The sequence below is a fragment of the Paraburkholderia aromaticivorans genome, from assembly GCF_002278075.1.
GTDB lineage: Bacteria > Pseudomonadota > Gammaproteobacteria > Burkholderiales > Burkholderiaceae > Paraburkholderia > Paraburkholderia aromaticivorans.
The window spans coordinates 1,242,103-1,263,076 of sequence record NZ_CP022989.1 but is presented as its reverse complement, the minus strand read 5'-3'; the positions used below and the strand labels follow the sequence as shown (position 1 = coordinate 1,263,076).

Below are 20,974 nucleotides of genomic sequence, written 5' to 3'. Positions count from 1 at the left end.
ATGATTCTTTTGTCGACGGCGCAGTTTAGTGCGTGTCGTGTGCCTGGCCGATGTACACCAGCGTCAGCATCATGAAAATGAACGCCTGCAGCAGAACGATCAGGATGTGGAAGATAGCCCACACGCTGCCGGCGATCACGTGGCCGATGAAGCCAAGCACCGTCGTGTCCGCGCCGAAGCTCCAGATGCTGCCGAGCAGGGCAATCAGCAGGAACAACAGTTCGCCCGCGTACATGTTGCCGAACAGCCGCATGCCGAGCGAGACCGTCTTCGCGACGAACTCGATGATGTTCAGTGCAAGGTTCGGGATCCACAGCAGCGGATGCGCGCCGAACGGAGCGGACAGCAGTTCATGCACGAAGCCGCCGGCGCCCTTGATCTTGAAGTTGTAGTAAATCATCAGCGCGAACACACCGAGTGCGATGCCGAGCGTGCCGTTCAGGTCGGCGGTCGGGACGATGCGGTGGTGCGGGATGACTTCGGACAGACCCAGCCAGCCAATCACATGGCCCGGCAGGTCGACAGGGATAAAGTCGAGCGAGTTCATCAGCGCGACCCAGACGAACACGGTCAGGGCGAGCGGTGCGATGAAGGTGCGCGTGCCGTGGATCATCGACTTCGATTGATCCTCGACCATTTCGACAAGCATTTCGATTGCGCACTGGAAACGGCCCGGCACGCCGGACGTTGCCTTGCGGGCAGCGAGATGCAGGATGAAGATCGTGGCCAGACCGCAAACGATCGACCAGAAAAGGGTGTCCAGATTCCACACGTGAATGTCGAAAATCGACGTCTGGTGCGCGGTGGAAAAGTTCTGCAAGTGGTGCGCGATGTACTCGGACGGATCCATTGCGCGCGTGCCTTCGCTAGCTGCCATATCGTTAAAGCCACCCAAATTGTCGAAAATCGTCTGAGGCCGCTCCCGCCGCAATTCTGTATTGCGGGAACACGCCGGGTACGGACCGTGTCATATCCGCACTCCTGTTGCCGGCGCTGCGCGCCAGCCTGAATTTTTTGCCGCTACTTTTTTGCTACTACTTTTGTTGCTGCTACCTTAGCGCCAAGCCAAGGCAATCCAGTACGTCTTGAGCGCAATGAGGTAAGTCACGAGCAGCGGAACCCAGCGTACGTCGTGATACCAGAAGGCGATGGCTACGAACATCGCGATCGTTGTCCCCATTTTGAGCGCTTCGCCGATCATCCAGCTCATGACTGTTTCAGCGCCGCTCAGCGTTCTAAGTCGTGCCGCGAACAACGCGCCCGGCACCCAGCAGATCGCCCCTCCCAGAAACGCGGACAGCGCAGCAGCGCCCGGTGGCGTGTAAAACAGCCACCACACCAGCGTAGCACCCAGGGACAAAGCCATTTGCGCCGCCACGACCTTGAAAGGCGTAACGCGCGATGGACGACTCACGTTGGGACCAAACAGCTTTTCAGCTTCGGCCCGCGTGAGCGGAACGATATTGTTATCTTGCTGCTCGACATCCCACGCTTCATCAGCTGTTGCGTGCTGGCCGGTGGACGCAACGGAAACTTCGCGTTCAGCGGGGTGTCCGTCGTGCCCATTCTTCGGCGCTTGATTCGACGTTTTGACCGCCATCGCAGTGTTCCGAAAGTCTTGTTCCAGCCCGCGAGCTTTCGCTGCGCTTACGGGGTTGCCGTGCAATTAAATCCGGGCGATTGTAAGCGATAGTTGCAGGCAATTCAAGACTTTAGGCCGTTCAATAACCAGCGTGAAAAGCCTCCTCACGATGCGGGAACAGCGGTCTTGCGGGGCGAAACACGTCAAATGTAAGGCTGTCGGGGAATGTCAAAACATGCGATTTGAATCAGGCAAGTTTGCGCTCGCCTGCAACCCGATTTGACGCCGTAGCAGACGTCTCGAAAATGCAACAAACGTCGATTTTTGCTTGTGTGAGTGGACATATGGGCTGGCGCCAGCTATGAAGCCCCTCGCACGGTCTTATTCGTAATCTCGCGCGCAATGACGATAAGTGAACCCACCACAAAGTACGCCGTCCACGCCCGGACCGATGCACTTCGTGCAATGGCCTACGCTTTCGCCTTTTGCGTCAGGGTGTGCCCTCCTTCGTCAACTTATCCTGAGACCACGATCCGTGCTCCTTGGGAAGCGGACGCGAACCCGACGGCAACGTGCTCGCACCGCGACAACCGCGAGTGCGAACCAATATATCAGCGATCCTGATTATTTATCGTCGAATTTACTTAGGAATCCATGAAATAAGGGCCGCTTGTCGCTTGCAGGGCCTGACACAACTCTATGCGCGCTTGCAAATCGCTACGAAAACCGAGGTGCCGCGCCTACGGCGCCGAACCTGCGCTGCGCACCAGACAGCTTGCGATCGGCATTAAGCCTCGTCGCAAGCTTTGGGGCCGCTTCTATTCAATGCGCGATCATGCGGTGGCGTTACCGCGCAACCGTACCAGGATGCCTTCCAGTGCGTCCAGATCGCCGAAGTCCACCAGCACCTGCCCGCGCCCGCGTCGGCCGAGTTTGATCTTGACCGTCGCCGCCAGCAAATCGGACAACTCTTCTTCGAGCCGTCGCGTATCGCGGCCACCGTCCGGATTCGCACGCGCTTTCACCGCCGGCGCGGCTTTGGTCGTCGTCGTCACCAGTTTTTCGGTTTCGCGCACCGACATGCGCTTGTTGACGACCTGATTGGCCAGCGTGATCTGCGTCGCGGCGTCGACGGCCAACAGCGCGCGGGCGTGCCCCATGTCCAGATCGCCGGCCAGCAGCATGGTCTGCACAGGCGAAGCCAGATTGAGCAGGCGCAGCAGATTCGATACCGCACTACGCGACCGGCCGACCGACTCCGCTGCCTGTTCGTGCGTGAAATTGAATTCGTCGAGCAAGCGCTGGATGCCCTGCGCCTCTTCCAGCGGATTCAGATCTTCACGCTGAATGTTCTCGATCAGCGCCATCGCCGCGGCGGCCTGGTCCGGCACGTTCTTCACCAACACCGGGACTTCGTCGAGGCCCGCGAGCCGCGCCGCGCGAAAGCGACGTTCACCGGCAATGATCTCGTACTTGTCGGCGGACACGGGACGCACGAGGATCGGCTGCATCAAGCCCTGCGCGCGAATGCTGGCCGCCAGTTCCTGCAATGCGCCTTCGTCCATGCGCGTACGCGGCTGATATTTGCCCGCCTGCAACTTGCTGAGCGGCAGCACGTTGGGAGCGCCTTCGATCGCCACCGCCTCGGTGATATCCGCACTGCCCCCGAGCAATGCTTCCAGACCGCGCCCCAACCCCTTCTTTCTCGCTACTGCATTCATTGTGCTTCCTCGATCCGCTTAGGATGCCTGGGGCGCGTCATTCAATGCGCGCACCCGCTCAATCATTTCCGCGCCAAACTGCACGTATGCCTGCGCGCCGCGCGATGCCCTGTCGAATACCACGCCGGGTAGACCATAGCTGGGCGCCTCGGCAAGACGCACGTTGCGCGGGATCACAGCGTCGAACACCTTGTCGCCAAAATGCTCTTTCAACTGATCCGAAACCTGCTGCTGCAATGTGATACGCGGATCGAACATCACGCGCAGCAGGCCGATCACTTTCAAATCCCGGTTCAGATTGGCATGCACCTGTTTGATCGTGTTGACCAGATCGGACAAGCCTTCAAGCGCGAAGTACTCGCACTGCATCGGAATCACTACGCCGTGTGCGGCGCACAGGCCGTTGAGCGTCAGCAGCGACAAAGCCGGCGGACAGTCGATCAGCACAAAATCGTAATCGTTTTCGACCGCGGCGAGCGCGACCTTCAATTGACGCTCACGGTTCTGCACGCTGACCAGCTCGACCTCGGCGCCGGCGAGTTCGCGGTTCGCCGGCAGCATGTCGTAACCGACGGCTTCCGGCCGCACTCGCGCATCGGCCACCGCGACGCCATCCACCAGCACTTCGTAGACGGTGTTGGCGCACGCGGCCTTATCGATGCCGCTGCCCATCGTGGCGTTGCCCTGCGGGTCCAGATCGATGAGAAGGACTCGCTGTCCCTGCGCTGCCAAGCTCGCGGCCAGATTGACTGCGGTCGTCGTCTTGCCGACGCCGCCCTTCTGGTTCGCAACGCAGAAGATTTTTGCCATCGTTGGTGTGTCCCTTTTGCTGCTTGGATGAAGTAAAAATCGTGGGTGATACCGGGCGCAGCTGCGTCGACCACCCTAAGCAGGTATTAGCTGCCGGCATCCACCGAAACTTTGATCAGGTGCCGCTCGGCGTCGAGCGACGGCACATCCAGCCGGATAACCTGTTCCACGTGGGCGCCGGCCGGCAAACGTTCGATCTCGCCGTCCGGACGGACGCCTTTCATGGCCCAGATCGCGCCGTTCTCCGCAACCAGATGACGGGCCAGTGTAACGAAATCCGCGAGCTCTGCGAATGCACGCGAGACAATTACGTCGAACTTTGCCGGTACTTCGGCGCCCGGCTGCAAAGTCTCGACACGGCCGGTCACCACTGAGAGATTCGAAATGCCAAGCTCGGCCTTGGCCTGAGCCTGAAAAGCCGTTTTCTTGTGAACGATATCGTTCACGGTGACAGTCCATTCCGGTAGGACGATCGCCAGCACAATACCCGGCAAGCCACCGCCGGAGCCGACGTCGAGCACCGAGGACGGGCCGAGCGGCGCCAGATGCGGCACGATCGAAAGCGAATCCAGAATGTGCTGGATCAGCATTTGCCGCGGCTCGCGGATCGCCGTGAGGTTATAAACGGCATTCCACTTGGACAACAACGCGACGTAGTCGAGCAACTTGCCGAGTTGGGCCTCGCTCAAGTCGAGGCCAAGTTCGCGCGCACCCTCCGCCAGCAGTGGCGCCAACGCCTCCCTACCGCTTCCCTTCTGGCTTGCCGTCATTGCGTCACCGGCTTGCTGTCGGCGCCCGGCTCGGCGGGTTTCGTCGAGCGACGGCCCAGGCCACGCTTCAAATGGACCATGAGCAATGAAATGGCCGCCGGCGTAATACCGGAGATGCGCGACGCCTGACCGATGGTTTCAGGACGAAATTGCGTCAGTTTCTGGCGCGCTTCGAACGACAGGCCTCTAACTTCCGCATAGTCCAATCCTTCGGGCAGACGCGTGCTTTCGTGCGCCTCGTTCCGTTCAATTTCGCCCGCTTGGCGGTCGATATAGCCCTGGTACTTGATGCCGATCTCGATCTGCTCCTTGATCTGGGCGAGCAGGACAGCGTCTTCCGCCAACGCCTCAGGCGCGGCACACGTGCCTGCGCGCAACCCGCAGACGCCGTCGTACGACACACCCGGGCGGCGCAGCAGATCCGCGAGGCTATATTCGTGATCGATCGGCTTGCCGAGCAAAGCGGTCGCTTCGTCGGCCGGTAACGTCTTAGGATTGACCCACGTCGAACGAAGGCGCTCTGTTTCACGTGAAACAGCGTCGCGTTTGCGACTGAATGCGTCCCATCGAACATCGTCGACCACACCCAGTTCGCGGCCAATCTCGGTCAAACGCATATCGGCGTTGTCTTCGCGCAGGCTCAGACGATATTCGGCACGACTCGTGAACATGCGATACGGCTCGGATACGCCGCGCGTCACCAGATCGTCGACGAGCACGCCGAGATAAGCTTGGTCGCGGCGAGGGCACCATGCCTCCTTGCCCTGCACATACAGACCCGCGTTGATCCCGGCCAGCAAACCCTGCGCTGCGGCCTCTTCGTAGCCAGTCGTACCGTTGATCTGGCCGGCGAAGAACAATCCGTTGATCACCTTGGTTTCCAGCGACGCCTTCAGCCCACGCGGATCGAAATAATCGTACTCGATCGCGTAGCCGGGCCGAAGAATATGGGCATGCTCCAAGCCCCGCATGGACCGCACCAACTCCAACTGCACATCAAACGGCAGGCTCGTGGAGATTCCGTTCGGGTAAAACTCGTTCGTCGTCAGCCCCTCCGGCTCGAGGAAGATCTGATGCGATTCCTTCGACGCGAACCGATGAATCTTGTCCTCGATCGATGGGCAATAACGCGGCCCCACCCCTTCGATCACGCCCGTGTACATAGGCGAACGGTCAAGTCCGCCGCGAATGATGTCGTGCGTCCGCTCGTTCGTGTGCGTCACCCAGCACGGCACCTGCTGCGGATGCTGCTCGACGCGCCCGAGAAACGAGAACACGGGCACCGGATCCAGATCGCCCGGTTGTTCTTCGAGTTGCAAGAAATCGATCGTGCGGCCGTCGATGCGCGGCGGCGTCCCCGTCTTCAGCCGCCCTTGCGGCAGCTTTAATTCCTTCAGACGCGCCGACAGCGACACCGCCGCCGGATCGCCGGCACGGCCGCCGGTGTAGTTGTTCAAACCGACGTGAATCTTGCCATCGAGGAACGTCCCCGCAGTCAGCACCACAGCCCGCGCACGGAAACGGATTCCCACCTGCGTCACGGCGCCAACGACGCGGTCGCCCTCCACCATCAGATCGTCAACCGCCTGCTGGAATAGCCACAGGTTCGGCTGATTTTCCAGCCGATGGCGGATAGCCTGCTTGTACAGCAGACGGTCGGCCTGTGCGCGCGTCGCACGAACCGCCGGCCCCTTCGACGAATTCAGGATGCGGAACTGAATGCCGCCCTCATCCGTTGCGGCCGCCATCGCACCGCCGAGTGCGTCGACTTCCTTGACCAGATGGCCTTTGCCAATGCCGCCAATGGACGGATTGCAGCTCATCTGGCCGAGTGTTTCGATGTTGTGAGTCAGCAGGAGCGTCGTATTGCCCATGCGCGCCGAAGCCAGAGCGGCTTCCGTGCCGGCATGACCGCCGCCGACGACGATTACGTCAAATTCTGTGGGAAAGAGCATCGCGGATCTCACGCCAGATCATCGCGTGAGCCTTTCAAAGGAAATGTATGGGCGAATTATAACGGGTTCGGTTTAGGCCCGAATTTCGTCCGGATGACCTGTCCATAAAAAAAGCGGTGTGTTTCACGTGAAACACACCGCTTTGCACAACAGGAATCGGCGTCGAACCTGAGTGCTACGCCACCTTTTTAGCCAACCCGAGGTACGTCTCGATCACGCGCGGATTCTGCGCCAAGTCCGCCGCCGGCCCTTCCAGCGCCAGTTCGCCGGTCTCCAGCACATAACCGTAGTCGGAGATCTGCAATGCTGCCCGTGCATTCTGCTCGATCAGCAGCGTAGCTACGCCGGTCTGCCGCAGCGCGCTAATGATGTGAAAAATTTCTTTCACGATCAACGGCGCAAGGCCAAGACTTGGCTCGTCCAGCATCAGCAGGTCGGGCTTGCCCATCAAGGCACGGCCCACCGCGAGCATCTGCCGCTCACCACCGGATAAGGTGCCCGCAGCCTGCTTGCGGCGCTCCTTCAGCCGCGGAAACAGCGTAAACACGGGCTCCAGCTGGTCGAGAAAGTTGCGCTCCCCTGCCCGCTTACGCCGATAGGCGCCGAGGACGAGATTGTCTTCGACCGTCATCGAGGCGAACAGCTCGCGCTTTTCCGGCACCAGGCACATGCCACGTGCGACACGCTTTTCCACCGGCACGGCGCTGACATCTTCGCCCCGATACGAAACGACGCCCTTCGCATGACCCGTGGTCGGCAACGCACCCATGATCGCATTCAGCAACGTGGACTTGCCCGCGCCGTTCGGGCCGATCACCGAGACGATCTGCCCAGCCCGCACCTTGATCGCCGCGCCGTGCAGCGCCTCGACCTTGCCATAGCGGACCGACAAACCGTCCACGTCGAGAATCGGACCCGCAGCATTCATCGTGTTCTCCATCACTCCACCCCGCCGAGATAGGCTTCCAGCACAGCCGGGTCCTGTTGTACGTCCTGCGGCAAACCTTCCGCGATCCGGGTACCGAACTCCATGACCACCAGCCGATCGGTGAGATTCATCACAAAGTCCATATCGTGCTCCACCAGCAGCACGCTCATACCTTCAGCCTTGAGACGACGCAGCAAATCGGCCAACTGCAGCTTCTCTTGATAACGCAGACCGGCGGCCGGCTCGTCCAGCAACAACAGCGTCGGGTCGCAGCACAACGCGCGTGCGATCTCAAGAATTCGCTGCTGTCCCAAGGCGAGACTGCCCGCCTCGTCGTACATGTGTTGCTCCAGGCCGACGCGGCGAATTTGACGAGCCGCTTCCGCCATCAGCCGCGCTTCTTCCGCGCTGTTCAGGCGCACGACGCTGCGCCAAACGCCGGCCTGCCCGCGCAGATGCGCGCCGATCGCCACGTTCTCCAGCACCGTCATGCCCGGCAGCAGCTTGACGTGCTGAAAGGTGCGGCCAATCCCACGTTTGACGATTTCACGTGAACTCAACGAATCGATTCGCTCGCCGCGGAACGTGATCTCGCCGCTGGTCGTTTGCAGCACGCCGGTGACCAGATTGAAGGTCGTCGACTTACCGGCGCCGTTCGGTCCGATCAGGCCGATGATCTGCCCTGCCTTCACCTCGAAACTGACATCGTTCACTGCGACCAGACCGCCGAATTGCTTGCGCGCCTTGTTGACCGTCAACAGGTCTTCGCCGGCCGCCGGCTTGCTGCGCTGCGGCAATGGGTCAGCGTGATCGGCCAGATGAGCGCGCGGGCCCTTCGGGAAGAAGCGCGCAACGAATGGCCATACGCCTTGGCGCGCGTACTGCAGCAACAGCACCATCAGGATGCCGAACACGATCACTTCGAAGTTGCCGTTCTCGCCGAGCAACTTGGGCAGCAACGTTTGCAGATAGTCCTGCAGCACGGTCAGAATCGCCGCGCCCAGCACCGCGCCCCAGACGTGCGAGACGCCGCCCACCACGGCCATGAACAGAAACTCGATGCCGTGATTCAGGCCGAACGGCGTCGGGTTCACCGCGCGTTGCAAGTGGGCGTAGAGAAAGCCCGAGACCGAGGCCAGCACCGCTGCGTACACGAAGATCACCACGCGCATCCACCCGGTGTTCACGCCCATCGCTTCGGCCATCATGCCGCCGCCGCGCAGCGCACGGATCGCCCGGCCCGGCCGGCTATTAAGCAGATTCTGAACAGAAATCACCGCGCCGAGCACGACCAGCCAGATCAGGTAATAGATATGGCGCCCGGACTCCAGGTTGATGCCGAAAACATTCAGCACCGGAATCCCGTTGATGCCGTCGTACTTGCCCAGCATTTCAAGATTGCCGAACAGGTAAAACAGCGCCAGCCCCCACGCGATCGTACCGAGCGGCAGAAAGTGCCCGGACAGACGCATCGTCACCAAGCCGAGCATCAGCGCGATCAGCGCCGTCACCACCACGCCCGCAATCAGCGCGAACCACGGTGAGACGCCGTAGCGCGTCGTCAGATACGCGGTCGCATAAGCGCCGATGCCGACAAACGCGGCCTGGCCGAAGCTCGTCATCCCGCCGATACCGGTCAGGAGCACGAGCCCGATCGCCACGATCGCATACAGGCCGATGTAGTTGAGCAGCGTCACCCAGTACTCAGGCACGTGAATCGGTTGCGGCAACACCGGCAGCGCGAACAGCACCACGAGGAACAACCAGAAGAACTTGTTTTGCATGATCCGTTTCATCGCGTCACTCCTCTTCCTCTTCGGCGTGCGGGCTGGCAAGACTTCGCCAGAGCAACACCGGGATGATCAGCGTGAACACGATCACTTCCTTATAAGCGCTCGCCCAGAACGACGAATACGACTCCAGCAGACCGACCAGGATGGAACCCGCAGCCGCCAGCGGGTAGCTGACGAGGCCGCCGATAATGGCCCCCACGAAGCCCTTCAAACCGATCAGGAAGCCCGAGTCGTAGTAAATGGTGGTCAAGGGTGCGACGAGGATCCCGCACAGCGCGCCGAGGCCCGCCGCCAGCGTGAAGGCGAGGCGCCCCGCTTGCGTCGTGCCGATGCCGACGAGCCGCGCGCCGAGCCGGTTCACCGAGGTCGCGCGCAACGCCTTGCCCGAAATCGAGCGATCGAAGTACAGATAAAGCGCGCCGATCAGCACCACCGCCGTGCCGACGACCCACAAGCTCTGCCCGGAGATCGAAAGGCTGCGGACGTTGAAGGTCGCGTCGGAAAACGCGGTGGTGCGCGAACCCTCGGCACCGAACATCACGAGACCGAGGCCGACCATCGCGAAGTGCACCGCCACCGCCACGATCAGCAGCAGCAAGGTGGACGCCTCCGCGATCGGCTCATACGCGAGCCGGTACACATACGGCCCCATCGGAATCACGATCAGCAGCGTCAACGCGATCTGCGCGATCATCGGCAGCGAATGCGTGAAAACGCCCTGTGTGAGCGCGTAGACCGCGATCGGAAACAGCAAGTATTTGCCGACCAGCATGACCAGCGTGCGAGCCGCATGCCGGCGCCGTTCCGGGTGCCGCACCAGTCCTGCTATCTCGACGACGAAGCAGGCCGCGCCCATCGCCATCAGCAGCCAGCAGGTGGCCGGAAACTTTTGCGTCTGCAGTGCGGCGAGCGTCAACGCGCCGTACGAAACAAACTCCCCTTGCGGGATGAAAATCACCCGCGTCACGGAGAACACCAACACCAGCGCGAGTGCGAGCAGCGCGTAGATCGCGCCGGTGGTGATGCCGTCCTGCGCGAGGATCGCCGCAATTGATAGATCCATACTTCCTCGTCCTGAAGCGTCGAAATCGAAACTGGGAAACCGTCGTGGCGGCAGAACTCGCGGCCGTCCATCGACCCGCAATGTCAGAAAAGGCGACCGCCGCGCCGGAACACGGCGCGGCGGTCGATGCCATTGTCATCGAACAGAATGGCAACGCGGCGTCACAAGCCGCACGTTGCGCGAGAGGCGCGTACCGCTTTTGTTTTTAGTCGTTCTGCAGCTTCCACTTGCCGTCGACGATCTGCACGATCACGCGTGCGCGCTTGTCGAGGCCGTTGTGGTCGGTCGTGGTGGTGTTCATGATGCCGTGCGAGACCGGCAGTTCCTTGATGTTCTCGAGCGCGCCGCGCAGTGCCACCCGGAACGCTTCGGTGCCCGGCTGTGCGGTCTTCAGCGCGACGGGAATCGCTGCCTGCAGCATCTGTCCGGCGTCCCATGCGTGGCCGCCGAAAGTCGCCACCGAACCTGCGCCATACGCTTTCTCGTACGCCGCCTTGTACGCTTCCGACGACTTCTTCACCGGATTCGAGGTCGGCAACTGATCGGCCACGAGAATCGGACCGGCCGGCAGAAATTCGCCTTCGCAGTCCTTGCCGCACACACGCAGGAAGTCGTTATTGGCGACGCCGTGCGTCTGGTACACCTTGCCCTTGTAGCCACGCTCCTTGAGCGTCTTGGCCGGCAACGCCGACGGCGTGCCCGCGCCTGCGATCAGCACCGCGTCCGGGTTCGCGCCGATCGTCTTCAGCACCTGGCCCGTCACCGATGCATCGGTGCGGTTGAAGCGCTCGTTGGAGACGATCTTCAGGTTGTGCGCAGCGGCCGCGGCGGTGAAGACGTTGTTCCAGCCGTCGCCATAGGCGTCCGCGAAGCCGATGAAGCCCACCGTCTTCACGCCGTGATGCTCCATATAGTCGGCAATGGCGTCAGCCATCAGGCTGTCGTTTTGCGGCGGTTTGAAGGCCCATGCGCGCTTCGCGTCCATCGGCGAAATGATCGCCGCCGATGCCGCCAGCGAGATCACCGGCGTCTTGCCTTCGGCAGCGGCGTCGAGCATGGCCAGCGAATTCGGCGTCACGGTCGAACCGATGATCGCGTCGACATGGTCTTCGTCGATCAGCTTGCGCGTGTTTTGCACGGCTTTGCCGGTGTCGGAGGCGTCGTCGAGAATGATGTACTGCACGGTCTTGCCGCCGATCTCTTTCGGCAACAGGGCAATCGTGTTCTTTTCAGGAATCCCGAGCGATGCGGCCGGCCCCGTCGTGGAAAGCGTGACGCCGATTTTCACCTGGGCGAACGCCGCGCCCGCGCCGCACATCAACGCCATGGCGATGCCGGTGCGTACCCACTGCTTTGTCTTTTTCATTGCAAGTCTCCGAACGCTTTGAAGCGCGTATCTATAGTCCGGCTTACGGGCCGGGTGTCTGAATCTAGTTATGGGGTTCAGGCGTGCCAAGCATGGTTTTCCCTGCTCAGCGCGAATACCTTTGCCGCTTTGGGTGCCACTTTCTGCTGCGTACCACGACTGCAAACTGCTGCGATATCCTGTGAACAAAACACTAACATGTTAGTAGTATTGCGTTCTGCATGATTCACGGTCAATAGACCGCCGCCCGAATGCGGGTTTGTCCTGAAGCGGCGGAACCACACTTCTTCTCGCGACGCGGACAATAAAAAAGACGCGTCAACTGCACGCGTCTTTTTCAATAGGGTTCCGTATCGCTTCGCCTTCGCTCAGTCGCCGGACAACTTCCACTTGCCGCCGACAATCTCCACCATTACGCGCGCCCGCTGGTCGAGGCCAGAATGGTCATTCGCGCTCATGTTGAAGATGCCGTGCGACGCGGGCATGTCTTTGGTGCCTTCCAGCGCTGCGCGCAGTGCCTCCCGGAACGCAGGCGTACCCGGCTGGCCCTTCTTCAGCGCCAGCGGAATCGCGCGTTGCAGCAGCAAGCCGGCGTCCCATGCATGGCCGCCGAAGGTCGACACCGAGCCGGCGCCGTAAGCGGTTTCGTAGGCGCGCTTATATGCGAGCGCGCTCTTTTTCACCGGATTCGAATCGGGCAGTTGATCGGCAACCAGCAACGGGCCGGCCGGCAGATACGTGCCTTCGCAGTCCTTGCCGCACACGCGCAGGAAGTCGTTGTTGGCGACGCCATGCGTCTGATAGTACTTGCCCTTGTAGCCGCGCTCCTTGAGCGTTTTCTGCGGCAGCGCGGCCGGCGTGCCCGCGCCCGCGATCAGCACCGCGTCCGGATTCTGCGACATGACCTTCAGCACCTGGCCGGTCACCGATGCGTCGTTACGCGCGAAGCGTTCGTTTGCGACGATCTTGATCTTCGCGAGATCCGCGGCTTTGCCGAATTCCTTGAACCAGCTCTCGCCGTAAGCGTCGGCGAACCCGATGAACGCAACGGTCTTCACGCCGTGATTCGACATGTGCTGCGCGATCGCGGTGGCCATCAGAATGTCGTTTTGCGGCGTCTTGTAGACCCACGCGCGCTTTGCGTCCATCGGCTCGACGATGCTCGCCGCGGCGGCCATGGAGATCATGGGCGTGGTGGTTTCAGCGGCAACGTCGATCATGGCCAGCGAGTTCGGCACGACGGTCGAGCCGATCAGCGCATCCACGTGATCTTCGCTGGTGAGCTTGCGCGCGTTCTTGACGGCCTGAGTCGAATCGGTGGCGTCGTCGAGCACGATGTAATCGATTTTCTGGCCCGCCACTTCTTTAGGCAGCAGCGCAATCGTGTTCTTTTCCGGGATACCGAGCGACGCGGCAGGGCCCGTTGCCGACACGGTCACGCCGATTTTCACGTCCGCGAATGCATGGCCGCTCCATGCCGCAGTCATTCCGGTGGCGACCCATGCCGCGCTGATCCAACGCAATGCCGACTTCATTCCGCTCCTCTGTCTACCCCGTTATTCATTCGAATCTAAATCCGCGGATTTAAATCCCGACCCAGCGGTCGGTGAATGGGGAGTTTAGCGGACGCAAGCCACGCGCTGCAAGCGTTTTGCGGGGTTATGCGGTGCGACGTGGCGCCGCGTTTCTCGAATAAAAAAGGGGCGCCCAATTAGCCAGTCAATTCGAATGGTAAATACCAGAAGCACAAATAAAAAGCGCTGTTGGATATCAATCCAACAGCGCTTTCGTCTGGGCACTGAGTGCCTCATTGTCTCCTCGTTCTCCACCTGCAAATTTCGTGGTGCATCAGAACTGCATGAAGATTAAATGAGCACCCGGTCTACTACAACTAGCAATTACCCTAGTGGTGCACCGCGGCACTGAATTGGGGCACGTTTGCGCGCGCCTGGCGCCGCCAGCCGGTTGCGTTGTCAATGTCGCGCCGACGGCGTCATCCGTCCACGCCGTCACAATCTATCGGATACCGAAGCAATTGCGCATTCCACCGCGCGTCAGGCCCGCAGTGGCCGCACTCGCGCGATGATTTCGCCGACAATGCCGCGCCGGAACGCCAGCACGCAGGCAATGAAAATCACGCCGGTCACGATGGTCACCGATTCGCCTAGCGAGCGGAACCACTCCACGCCCGTCGACGATGCAAGCGCCCCGCCGAAATCGCCGAGCCGGTCTTCGAGTGCGACAATCAACGCCGCGCCGAGCAACGGTCCGAACAAGGTGCCCATGCCGCCAACGAGCGTCATCAGAATTACGAGGCCCGACATGGTCCAGTACGCGTCGCTCAATGTCTCGAAGCCTTGCACCAGCACCTTGAGCGAACCCGCGAGACCGGCAATCCCCGCCGACAGAATGAACGCGAGCAGCTTGAAGCGATCCGTATCGTAGCCGAGCGACACCGCGCGCGGCTCGTTTTCCTTGATTGCCACCAGCACCTGTCCAAACGGCGAATGCACGATCCGCACGATCAGCAGGAAGGCCAGCACCATCACCGCGAGCACGACGAAGTACAACGCCGTATCGGACGAGAGGTCCAGCACACCGAACAGCTTGCCGCGCGGCACACCTTGCAGACCGTCCTCACCATGCGTGAACGGCGCCTGCAGGAACACGAAGTAGACCATCTGCGCGAGCGCGAGCGTCACCATCGCGAAGTAGATGCCCTGGCGGCGAATCGCGAAGATGCCCACGACCAATCCGAGCAAGGTCGCCGCCGCGGTGCCGGCGAGCACGCCGAGTTCCGGCGAGAAGCCGAGCGTCTGCATCGCGTAGCCCGTGACGTAGCCGGCCGAGGCGAGAAACATCGCGTGGCCGAACGACAGCAGTCCGGTGTAGCCGATCAGCAGATTGAACGCCGCCGCGAACAGCGCGAAACACAGCACCTTCATCACGAAGAGCGGATAGATGCCGAGCACGGGCACCGCGAGAAGCACGATCAGCAGCAGACCGTAGAGCACTTTTCTCTGCATCATTTTTCCTTGCCGAAGAGACCCGCCGGGCGAACCAGCAACACGAGCGCCATGATCACGAAGACGACGGTCGCCGACGCTTCCGGGTAATACACGCGCGTGAGCCCTTCGATCACGCCGAGCATCAAGCCGGTGAGAATCGAGCCCATGATCGAACCCATACCGCCGATCACGACCACCGCGAACACGGTGATGATCATGGGCTGCCCCATCAGCGGCGAAACCTGGATCACCGGAGCGGCGAGCACGCCGGCGAACGCGGCCAGCGCGACGCCGAAGCCGTAGGTGAGCGTGATCATCAGCGGCACGTTGATGCCGAATGCTTCGACCAGTTTCGGGTTTTCCGTGCCGGCGCGCAGATAGGCGCCAAGGCGTGTCTTCTCGATCACGAACCATGTCGCGAAGCAAACCAGCAGCGAGGCCACCACGACCCACGCGCGATAGTTCGGCAGGAACATGAAGCCGAGATTGGTTGCGCCGGACAGAGCCGACGGCACATCGTACGGCTGGCCCGACGACCCGTAGATGGAACGGAACACGCCCTCCACCACCAGCGTGAGTCCGAAGGTCAACAAGAGCCCGTAAAGATGGTCGAGCTTGTAGAGCCAGCGCAGCATCGAGCGCTCGATCGCCATGCCGAACAGCCCGACGATCAACGGTGCCAGCACGAGCATCACCCAGTACGGCAGACCGAAATACGACAGGCCCATCCACGCGAGCATCGCGCCGAGCATGAACAACGCGCCGTGCGCAAAGTTGATCACATTGAGCAAGCCGAAGATCACCGCCAGCCCAAGACTCAGAATTGCGTAGAACGAGCCGTTCACGAGCCCCAGCAACAGCTGGCTCAGCATCGCAGGTAGCGGAACGCCAAAGATTTCCATTGAAGCCTTAACCCCTTAACCCATCGCCAAGGTGAGATCGGTCACGCACGATCCGGCCGGCGCACGATCAGCGGCAGCGTGGCCGATCGTGCGCGGCATGTGAAACGGTTCGCCGCCAGCTGTGTACCAACGCGGCACTGTGTTTTGCCCGCCAGTACAAGCAGACAGACGGCTATCTGGTTACGAATCGACGCTTATTTCCACAACGCGCAGCGCGTTTCCGTCTTGGTGGTGAACGCCTGCTCGCCGGGGATCGTCGCCGTGATCTTGTAGTAGTCCCACGGCTCTTTGGATTCGGCCGGCGTCTTGACCTGCATCAGGTACATGTCGTGGATCATGCTGCCGTCCTGACGGATGTAGCCCTTCGCGTAGAAGTCGTTGATCTTGGTCTTCTTCAGTTGCGCCATCACCTTGTCGGAGTCGGTCGAACCCACCGCCTTCACCGCGTTCAGGTAGGTCATGGTGGCCGAGTAGTCGGCGGCCTGCAGGCTCGACGGCATCTTCTTCATCTTGTCGAAATAGCGCTCCGCCCACTTGCGCGTCGTGGCGTCCTTGTTCCAGTACCAGCTGTCCGTTAGAACGAGGCCTTGGGTCGTTTCGAGGCCCAGGCTGTGGATATCGTCGATGAACACCAGCAGCGCGGCGAGTTTCATCGTCTTGCTGATGCCGAATTCCTTGGCCGCCTTGATCGAGTTGATCGTGTCGCCGCCCGCGTTGGCGAGGCCCAGAATCTGCGCCTTCGACGCCTGCGCCTGCAACAGGAACGACGAGAAGTCCGATGCCGACAGCGGATGACGTACCGCGCCGAGCACCTGGCCGCCGTTCGCCTTCACCACGTCGGACGTGTTCTTCTCGAGCGCCTTGCCGAACGCGTAGTCGGCCGTGAGGAAGTACCAGGTCTTGCCGCCCTGCTTCGTCACCGCCGAGCCCGTGCCCTTGGCGAGCGCCGTGGTGTCGTACGCATAGTGGATCGTGTACGGCGTGCATTGCTCATTGGTCAGCGTGTCGGCGCCTGCGCCGATGCTGATGTACACCTTCTTCTTCTCACCGGCCACGGTGTTCATCGACAAACCCGTTGCCGAGTTCGTGCCGCCGATCAGCAGGTCGACGCCGTCGCGATCGAACCACTCCCGTGCGCGCGAGGCCGCAATGTCCGCCTTGTTCTGGTGGTCGGCATACACCACCGTGATCGGCTTGCCGTTGACCTTGCCGCCGAAATCCGCCACCGCCATGCGGATCGCTTCGAGGCCGCCCTGGCCGTCGATGTCCGCATACAGACCCGACATGTCGGTGATGAAGCCGATCTTCACCGCATCGTCGGCCGCTTGCGCGCTGCCCGTCGTCAAGGCGGCGCCGGCGGCGACCGCGAAACAAAGTGTGGCAAGCCGCGCGAGTGGGTTCTTTTTCATTCCTGTCTCCTGGTTTCTTCGCTTGTGGTTATCAGAGGCAAATCAGGCGCTTTTTTATACGCCTAAAAGATCGTGCAGGATCGGCATCTTGGTTTCGAGTTCACTTGCCCCGAAGTGCTCGACAATCGCGCCGTGCTCCATCACGTAGAAGCGATCGGCAAGCGGCGCGGCAAAGCGGAAATTCTGCTCGACCATCACCACGGTGTAGCCGCGCGCCTTGAGCGTCATGATCATGCGCGCCAGCGCCTGAACGATGACAGGCGCAAGCCCTTCCGAGATTTCGTCGAGCAATAGCAAGCTCGCGCCGGTGCGCAGAATGCGCGCTACCGCCAGCATCTGCTGTTCGCCGCCAGAGAGACGCGTGCCCTGGCTCATGCGGCGTTCGTGCAGATTCGGAAACATCGAATAGATTTCTTCGAGCGACATCATGTGCGCCTTGTCCCCGACAGGCGGCGGCAACAGCAGATTTTCCTCACATGAGAGGCTCGAAAAAATACCGCGCTCTTCCGGGCAATAACCAATGCCGCAATGCGCGATGCGATGCGTGGGCAGATTGACCGTTTCGCGTCCGCCAATGCGGATCGAACCGGTGCGCCGGCCAGTCAGGCCCATGATGGCGCGCAGCGTCGTGGTCCGCCCGGCGCCATTGCGGCCCAGCAGCGTGACGACTTCGCCGCGGTTCACCGTCAGATCGACGCCATGCAGAATGTGGGACTCTCCGTACCACGCCTGCAATCCCTTGATGTCCAGCGCGGGAGCGGCGCCGTCCGTGCCGCTCACTTCGAGGCTTTCACGCTCGGCAATCGTATTCATGCGTGGGCTCCGGCGAGCGCCGCGTCGGCGCTGCCCATATAGGCTTGCATCACCAGCGGATTCTTCGACACTTCGCCGTAGCTGCCTTCGGCGAGCACTTCGCCACGTTGCAGCACGGTGATCGTGTCGGAGATGCCGGCGATCACGTTCATGTTGTGCTCGACCATCAGGATGGTGCGCCCGCTCGATACCTTTTTGATCAGCGCCGTGACGCGATCGACGTCTTCGTGACCCATGCCTTGCGTGGGCTCGTCGAGCAGCATGAGTTCCGGTTCCATGGCGAGCGTCGTGGCGATCTCCAGCGCGCGCTTGCGGCCGTAGGAAAGTTCGACCGTCAACACGTCGGCGAAATCGGTCAATCCGACCTGCGTGAGCAAGTCCATTGCGCGATCGTCGAGTTGGCGCAGCGTGCGCTCGCTCTTCCAGAAATGAAAGGCCGTGCCGAGTTGGCGTTGCAGGCCGATGCGCACATTCTGCAATGCTGTCAGATGGGGAAATACCGCGGAAATCTGGAATGAACGGATAATGCCGCGCCGGGCGATCTGCGCCGGACGTTCGCTCGTGATGTCGATGCCGTTAAAAACGATCTGACCCGCGGTGGGTTCGAGAAATTTGGTGAGCAGATTGAAGCAGGTGGTCTTGCCTGCCCCATTCGGGCCGATCAGCGCATGGATCGAGCCACGGCGCACGCGCAGGTTCACACCGTTCACGGCGATAAAGCCTTTGAACTCACGGGTGAGGCCGCGCGTTTCGAGAATCGTATCGCCGAGAATCATGTTCCCTTCCATACGGAGTAAGGCGAAGCATTACGATCTTCCGCGCGAACCGCTGCGCGACTTTTTATGACGGCGGCACCCCGTGCCGCTCGTTGGCGTGCTGCACCAATCCGGACGGTAATCCATGGGGCCACACGCAGCATGGCTGCCATTGTCGCGCCAATGATGCAGCGCATTCATTGGGATTTGCACTTAGTGGATGATGCCGGTCTCGCACGCAGCCCGACACATGAACTGCCCCACCGCGCAGGTCGGGCGAGTATCTCATGCGATCCTGATTGCGCCTGTCACACAGCGTACACGGACGCTGTCGAATTCGTCGGCGCCGCGGCGTTGCCGGCCGCGCGCGCACGGCGATCCTCGCGGATCATGTCGCTGGCGCGCTCCGCGATCATCAGCGTGGGCGAATTGGTGTTCCCCGAGGTGATGGTCGGCATGACGGATGCGTCCACCACCCGCAGTCCGTTAACACCGATAACTCGTAGCCGGTTGTCGACAACCGCGCCGGGGTCGTCGGTCGTCCCCATGCGGCAGGTGCCGACCGGATGGAAGATGGTCGTGCCCACCGCGCCGGCGGCCTGCTGCAACTCTTCCTCGGTCTGATACTGGATGCCCGGCAAAATCTCCCGCGGCCGGTAGCGCGCGAGCGCGGGCGCTGCGGCAATGCGGCGCGTGAGGCGCAGCGCATTGGCGGCCACGTGCCGGTCGTAATCGGTGGAAAGATAGTTCGGGGCGATCAACGGCGGCGCTGAAGCATCGGCTGATTCGATGTGGACGCTGCCGCGCGAAGTGGGCCTCAACTGGCACACGGACGCGGTGAACGCGTTGAACCGATGCAGCGGCTCGCCAAAGCGATCGAGCGAAAGCGGCTGGACGTGGTATTCGAGGTCGGGTCGCGACAGCGAGCGGTCATTCGGATCGGACTTGGCAAACGCACCGAGCTGCGACGGCGACATCGACATGGGGCCGCTTTGAAACAACGCGTACTGCATGCCGATCATCAGCTTGCCCCACCAATGCGCGGACGCCGTATTGAGCGTGCGCACGCCGTCGACTTGATAGGCCATCCGCAATTGCAAATGGTCCTGCAGATTTTCTCCGACACCACGCAGATCGTTGACGACCTCGACGCCCAGGTTCTGCAGACGCGCGCCGTTGCCGATCCCGGACAGTTCAAGCAATTGCGGCGAGTTGACCGCACCTGAACTGAGGATCACTTCGCAGCGGGCTTTGGCCAGATAGTCCGTGTTGTCGCCGCGATATTCGACGCCTGTGCAACGGCGTCCGTCGAATACGACGCGTTGCGTGTGCGCGCCGGTGATAACGGTGAGATTCGGCCGCTTGAGTGCGGGACGCAAAAATGCCTTCGACGCATTCCACCGAATGCCGCGTTTCTGATTGACGTCGAAGTAGCCGACGCCCGTGTTGTCACCGCGGTTGAAGTCGTCAGTGGCGGGAATGCCCGTCTCTTGCGCGGCGCGTGAGAACTCTTCGAGAATCTTCCATTTCAGCCGCTGCTTCTCGACGCGCCACGGTCCGCCCGCGCCATGCGACTCGCTCGCGCCGGCATAGTGATCTTCGCTGCGCCTGAAAACCGGCAGCACCGCGTTCCAGGACCAGGACGAGTCGTTGGTAACACGCGCCCATTCATCGTAGTCTTCACGCTGACCACGCATGTAGATCATGCCGTTGATGGACGAGCTGCCGCCCAGCACGCGCCCGCGTGGATATGAAAGCGCGCGGCCGTTCAGCCCGGGTTCGGACTGTGTTTTGTAAAGCCAGTCCGTGCGCGGATTGCCGATGCAATAGAGATAGCCGACCGGCACGTGAATCCAGTGGTAATCGTCCTTGCCGCCGGCTTCGAGCAGCAACACCTGCACGTCCGGATCTTCGCTCAGGCGATTGGCCAGTACACAGCCCGCCGTTCCCGCGCCCACGATGATGTAGTCGAACTCGCCTTCGAGCCGCCGCGCGGTTTCAGGCGTGGTCTGGGTAGCGCTCATTGTTCAGTCTCCTAAGCTTTTTTACCGACCGGCCGCATGGTTACCAGGCGACCGCGGCGTTGGGCTCTATTGTGT

At 61.3% G+C, this 20,974-nt stretch carries 17 protein-coding genes; all 17 read right to left on the bottom strand.

The window, feature by feature from the left end; all coding sequences use genetic code 11:
* Nucleotides 1-25: 25 nt before the first annotated feature.
* The 17 genes from atpB to CJU94_RS05610 all read right to left on the bottom strand — a co-directional run bounded on the left by atpB (nt 26) and on the right by CJU94_RS05610 (nt 20,899).
* Nucleotides 26-877, bottom strand: a complete 852-nt coding sequence (atpB, locus tag CJU94_RS05690) for a F0F1 ATP synthase subunit A (protein ID WP_091797855.1) — start codon at nt 875-877, stop codon at nt 26-28.
* Between the two features lie 177 nt (nt 878-1,054).
* Entirely contained in the window at nt 1,055-1,600 is a 546-nt protein-coding gene (locus CJU94_RS05685) for an ATP synthase subunit I (protein ID WP_095417886.1), read from the bottom strand.
* Between the two features lie 815 nt (nt 1,601-2,415).
* Complete coding sequence (locus CJU94_RS05680) at nt 2,416-3,303, bottom strand: ParB/RepB/Spo0J family partition protein (RefSeq protein ID WP_095417885.1); 888 nt, start codon at nt 3,301-3,303, stop codon at nt 2,416-2,418.
* Between the two features lie 18 nt (nt 3,304-3,321).
* Nucleotides 3,322-4,113 carry a ParA family protein gene (locus CJU94_RS05675; protein ID WP_095417884.1) on the bottom strand — a complete coding sequence of 264 codons (792 nt, stop codon included), beginning with the start codon at nt 4,111-4,113 and terminating at the stop codon, nt 3,322-3,324.
* An 86-nt stretch (nt 4,114-4,199) separates the two neighbouring features.
* A complete protein-coding gene (gene rsmG, locus CJU94_RS05670; RefSeq protein ID WP_095417883.1) occupies nt 4,200-4,883 on the bottom strand; it encodes a 16S rRNA (guanine(527)-N(7))-methyltransferase RsmG in 684 nt (227 codons plus the stop codon).
* Complete coding sequence (gene mnmG / locus CJU94_RS05665; protein ID WP_095417882.1) at nt 4,880-6,838, bottom strand: tRNA uridine-5-carboxymethylaminomethyl(34) synthesis enzyme MnmG; 1,959 nt, start codon at nt 6,836-6,838, stop codon at nt 4,880-4,882. Before mnmG ends, rsmG begins: the two co-directional genes overlap by 4 nt.
* A 175-nt stretch (nt 6,839-7,013) precedes the next feature.
* Nucleotides 7,014-7,766 (bottom strand): ABC transporter ATP-binding protein, encoded by a 753-nt coding sequence (locus tag CJU94_RS05660; protein WP_208645347.1) that lies wholly within the window; start codon nt 7,764-7,766, stop codon nt 7,014-7,016.
* Nucleotides 7,767-7,777: 11 nt separating this feature from the next.
* Nucleotides 7,778-9,562 (bottom strand): branched-chain amino acid ABC transporter ATP-binding protein/permease, encoded by a 1,785-nt coding sequence (locus tag CJU94_RS05655; protein WP_095417880.1) that lies wholly within the window; start codon nt 9,560-9,562, stop codon nt 7,778-7,780.
* Nucleotides 9,563-9,566: 4 nt separating this feature from the next.
* Nucleotides 9,567-10,622 (bottom strand): branched-chain amino acid ABC transporter permease, encoded by a 1,056-nt coding sequence (locus CJU94_RS05650; RefSeq protein WP_095417879.1) that lies wholly within the window; start codon nt 10,620-10,622, stop codon nt 9,567-9,569.
* Nucleotides 10,623-10,827: 205 nt separating this feature from the next.
* A complete protein-coding gene (locus tag CJU94_RS05645; RefSeq protein ID WP_095417878.1) occupies nt 10,828-11,988 on the bottom strand; it encodes an ABC transporter substrate-binding protein in 1,161 nt (386 codons plus the stop codon).
* A 368-nt stretch (nt 11,989-12,356) separates the two neighbouring features.
* Nucleotides 12,357-13,523 (bottom strand): ABC transporter substrate-binding protein, encoded by a 1,167-nt coding sequence (locus CJU94_RS05640; RefSeq protein WP_095417877.1) that lies wholly within the window; start codon nt 13,521-13,523, stop codon nt 12,357-12,359.
* 519 nt (nt 13,524-14,042) lie between these two features.
* Nucleotides 14,043-15,014, bottom strand: a complete 972-nt coding sequence (locus CJU94_RS05635) for a branched-chain amino acid ABC transporter permease (protein ID WP_167397551.1) — start codon at nt 15,012-15,014, stop codon at nt 14,043-14,045.
* Nucleotides 15,014-15,898 carry a branched-chain amino acid ABC transporter permease gene (locus tag CJU94_RS05630; protein ID WP_095417875.1) on the bottom strand — a complete coding sequence of 295 codons (885 nt, stop codon included), beginning with the start codon at nt 15,896-15,898 and terminating at the stop codon, nt 15,014-15,016. Before CJU94_RS05630 ends, CJU94_RS05635 begins: the two co-directional genes overlap by 1 nt.
* A gap of 194 nt (nt 15,899-16,092) precedes the next feature.
* A complete protein-coding gene (locus CJU94_RS05625) occupies nt 16,093-17,307 on the bottom strand; it encodes an ABC transporter substrate-binding protein (RefSeq protein WP_095417874.1) in 1,215 nt (404 codons plus the stop codon).
* 54 nt (nt 17,308-17,361) lie between these two features.
* A complete protein-coding gene (locus tag CJU94_RS05620) occupies nt 17,362-18,120 on the bottom strand; it encodes an ABC transporter ATP-binding protein (protein WP_095417873.1) in 759 nt (252 codons plus the stop codon).
* The gene (locus CJU94_RS05615; RefSeq protein ID WP_095417872.1) at nt 18,117-18,896 is read right to left on the bottom strand and encodes an ABC transporter ATP-binding protein; all 780 of its coding nucleotides are present in this window, start codon (nt 18,894-18,896) and stop codon (nt 18,117-18,119) included. The genes CJU94_RS05620 and CJU94_RS05615 overlap by 4 nt, the downstream gene beginning before the upstream one ends.
* Nucleotides 18,897-19,183: 287 nt before the next feature.
* Complete coding sequence (locus CJU94_RS05610) at nt 19,184-20,899, bottom strand: GMC family oxidoreductase (protein ID WP_095417871.1); 1,716 nt, start codon at nt 20,897-20,899, stop codon at nt 19,184-19,186.
* Nucleotides 20,900-20,974 lie beyond the last annotated feature (75 nt).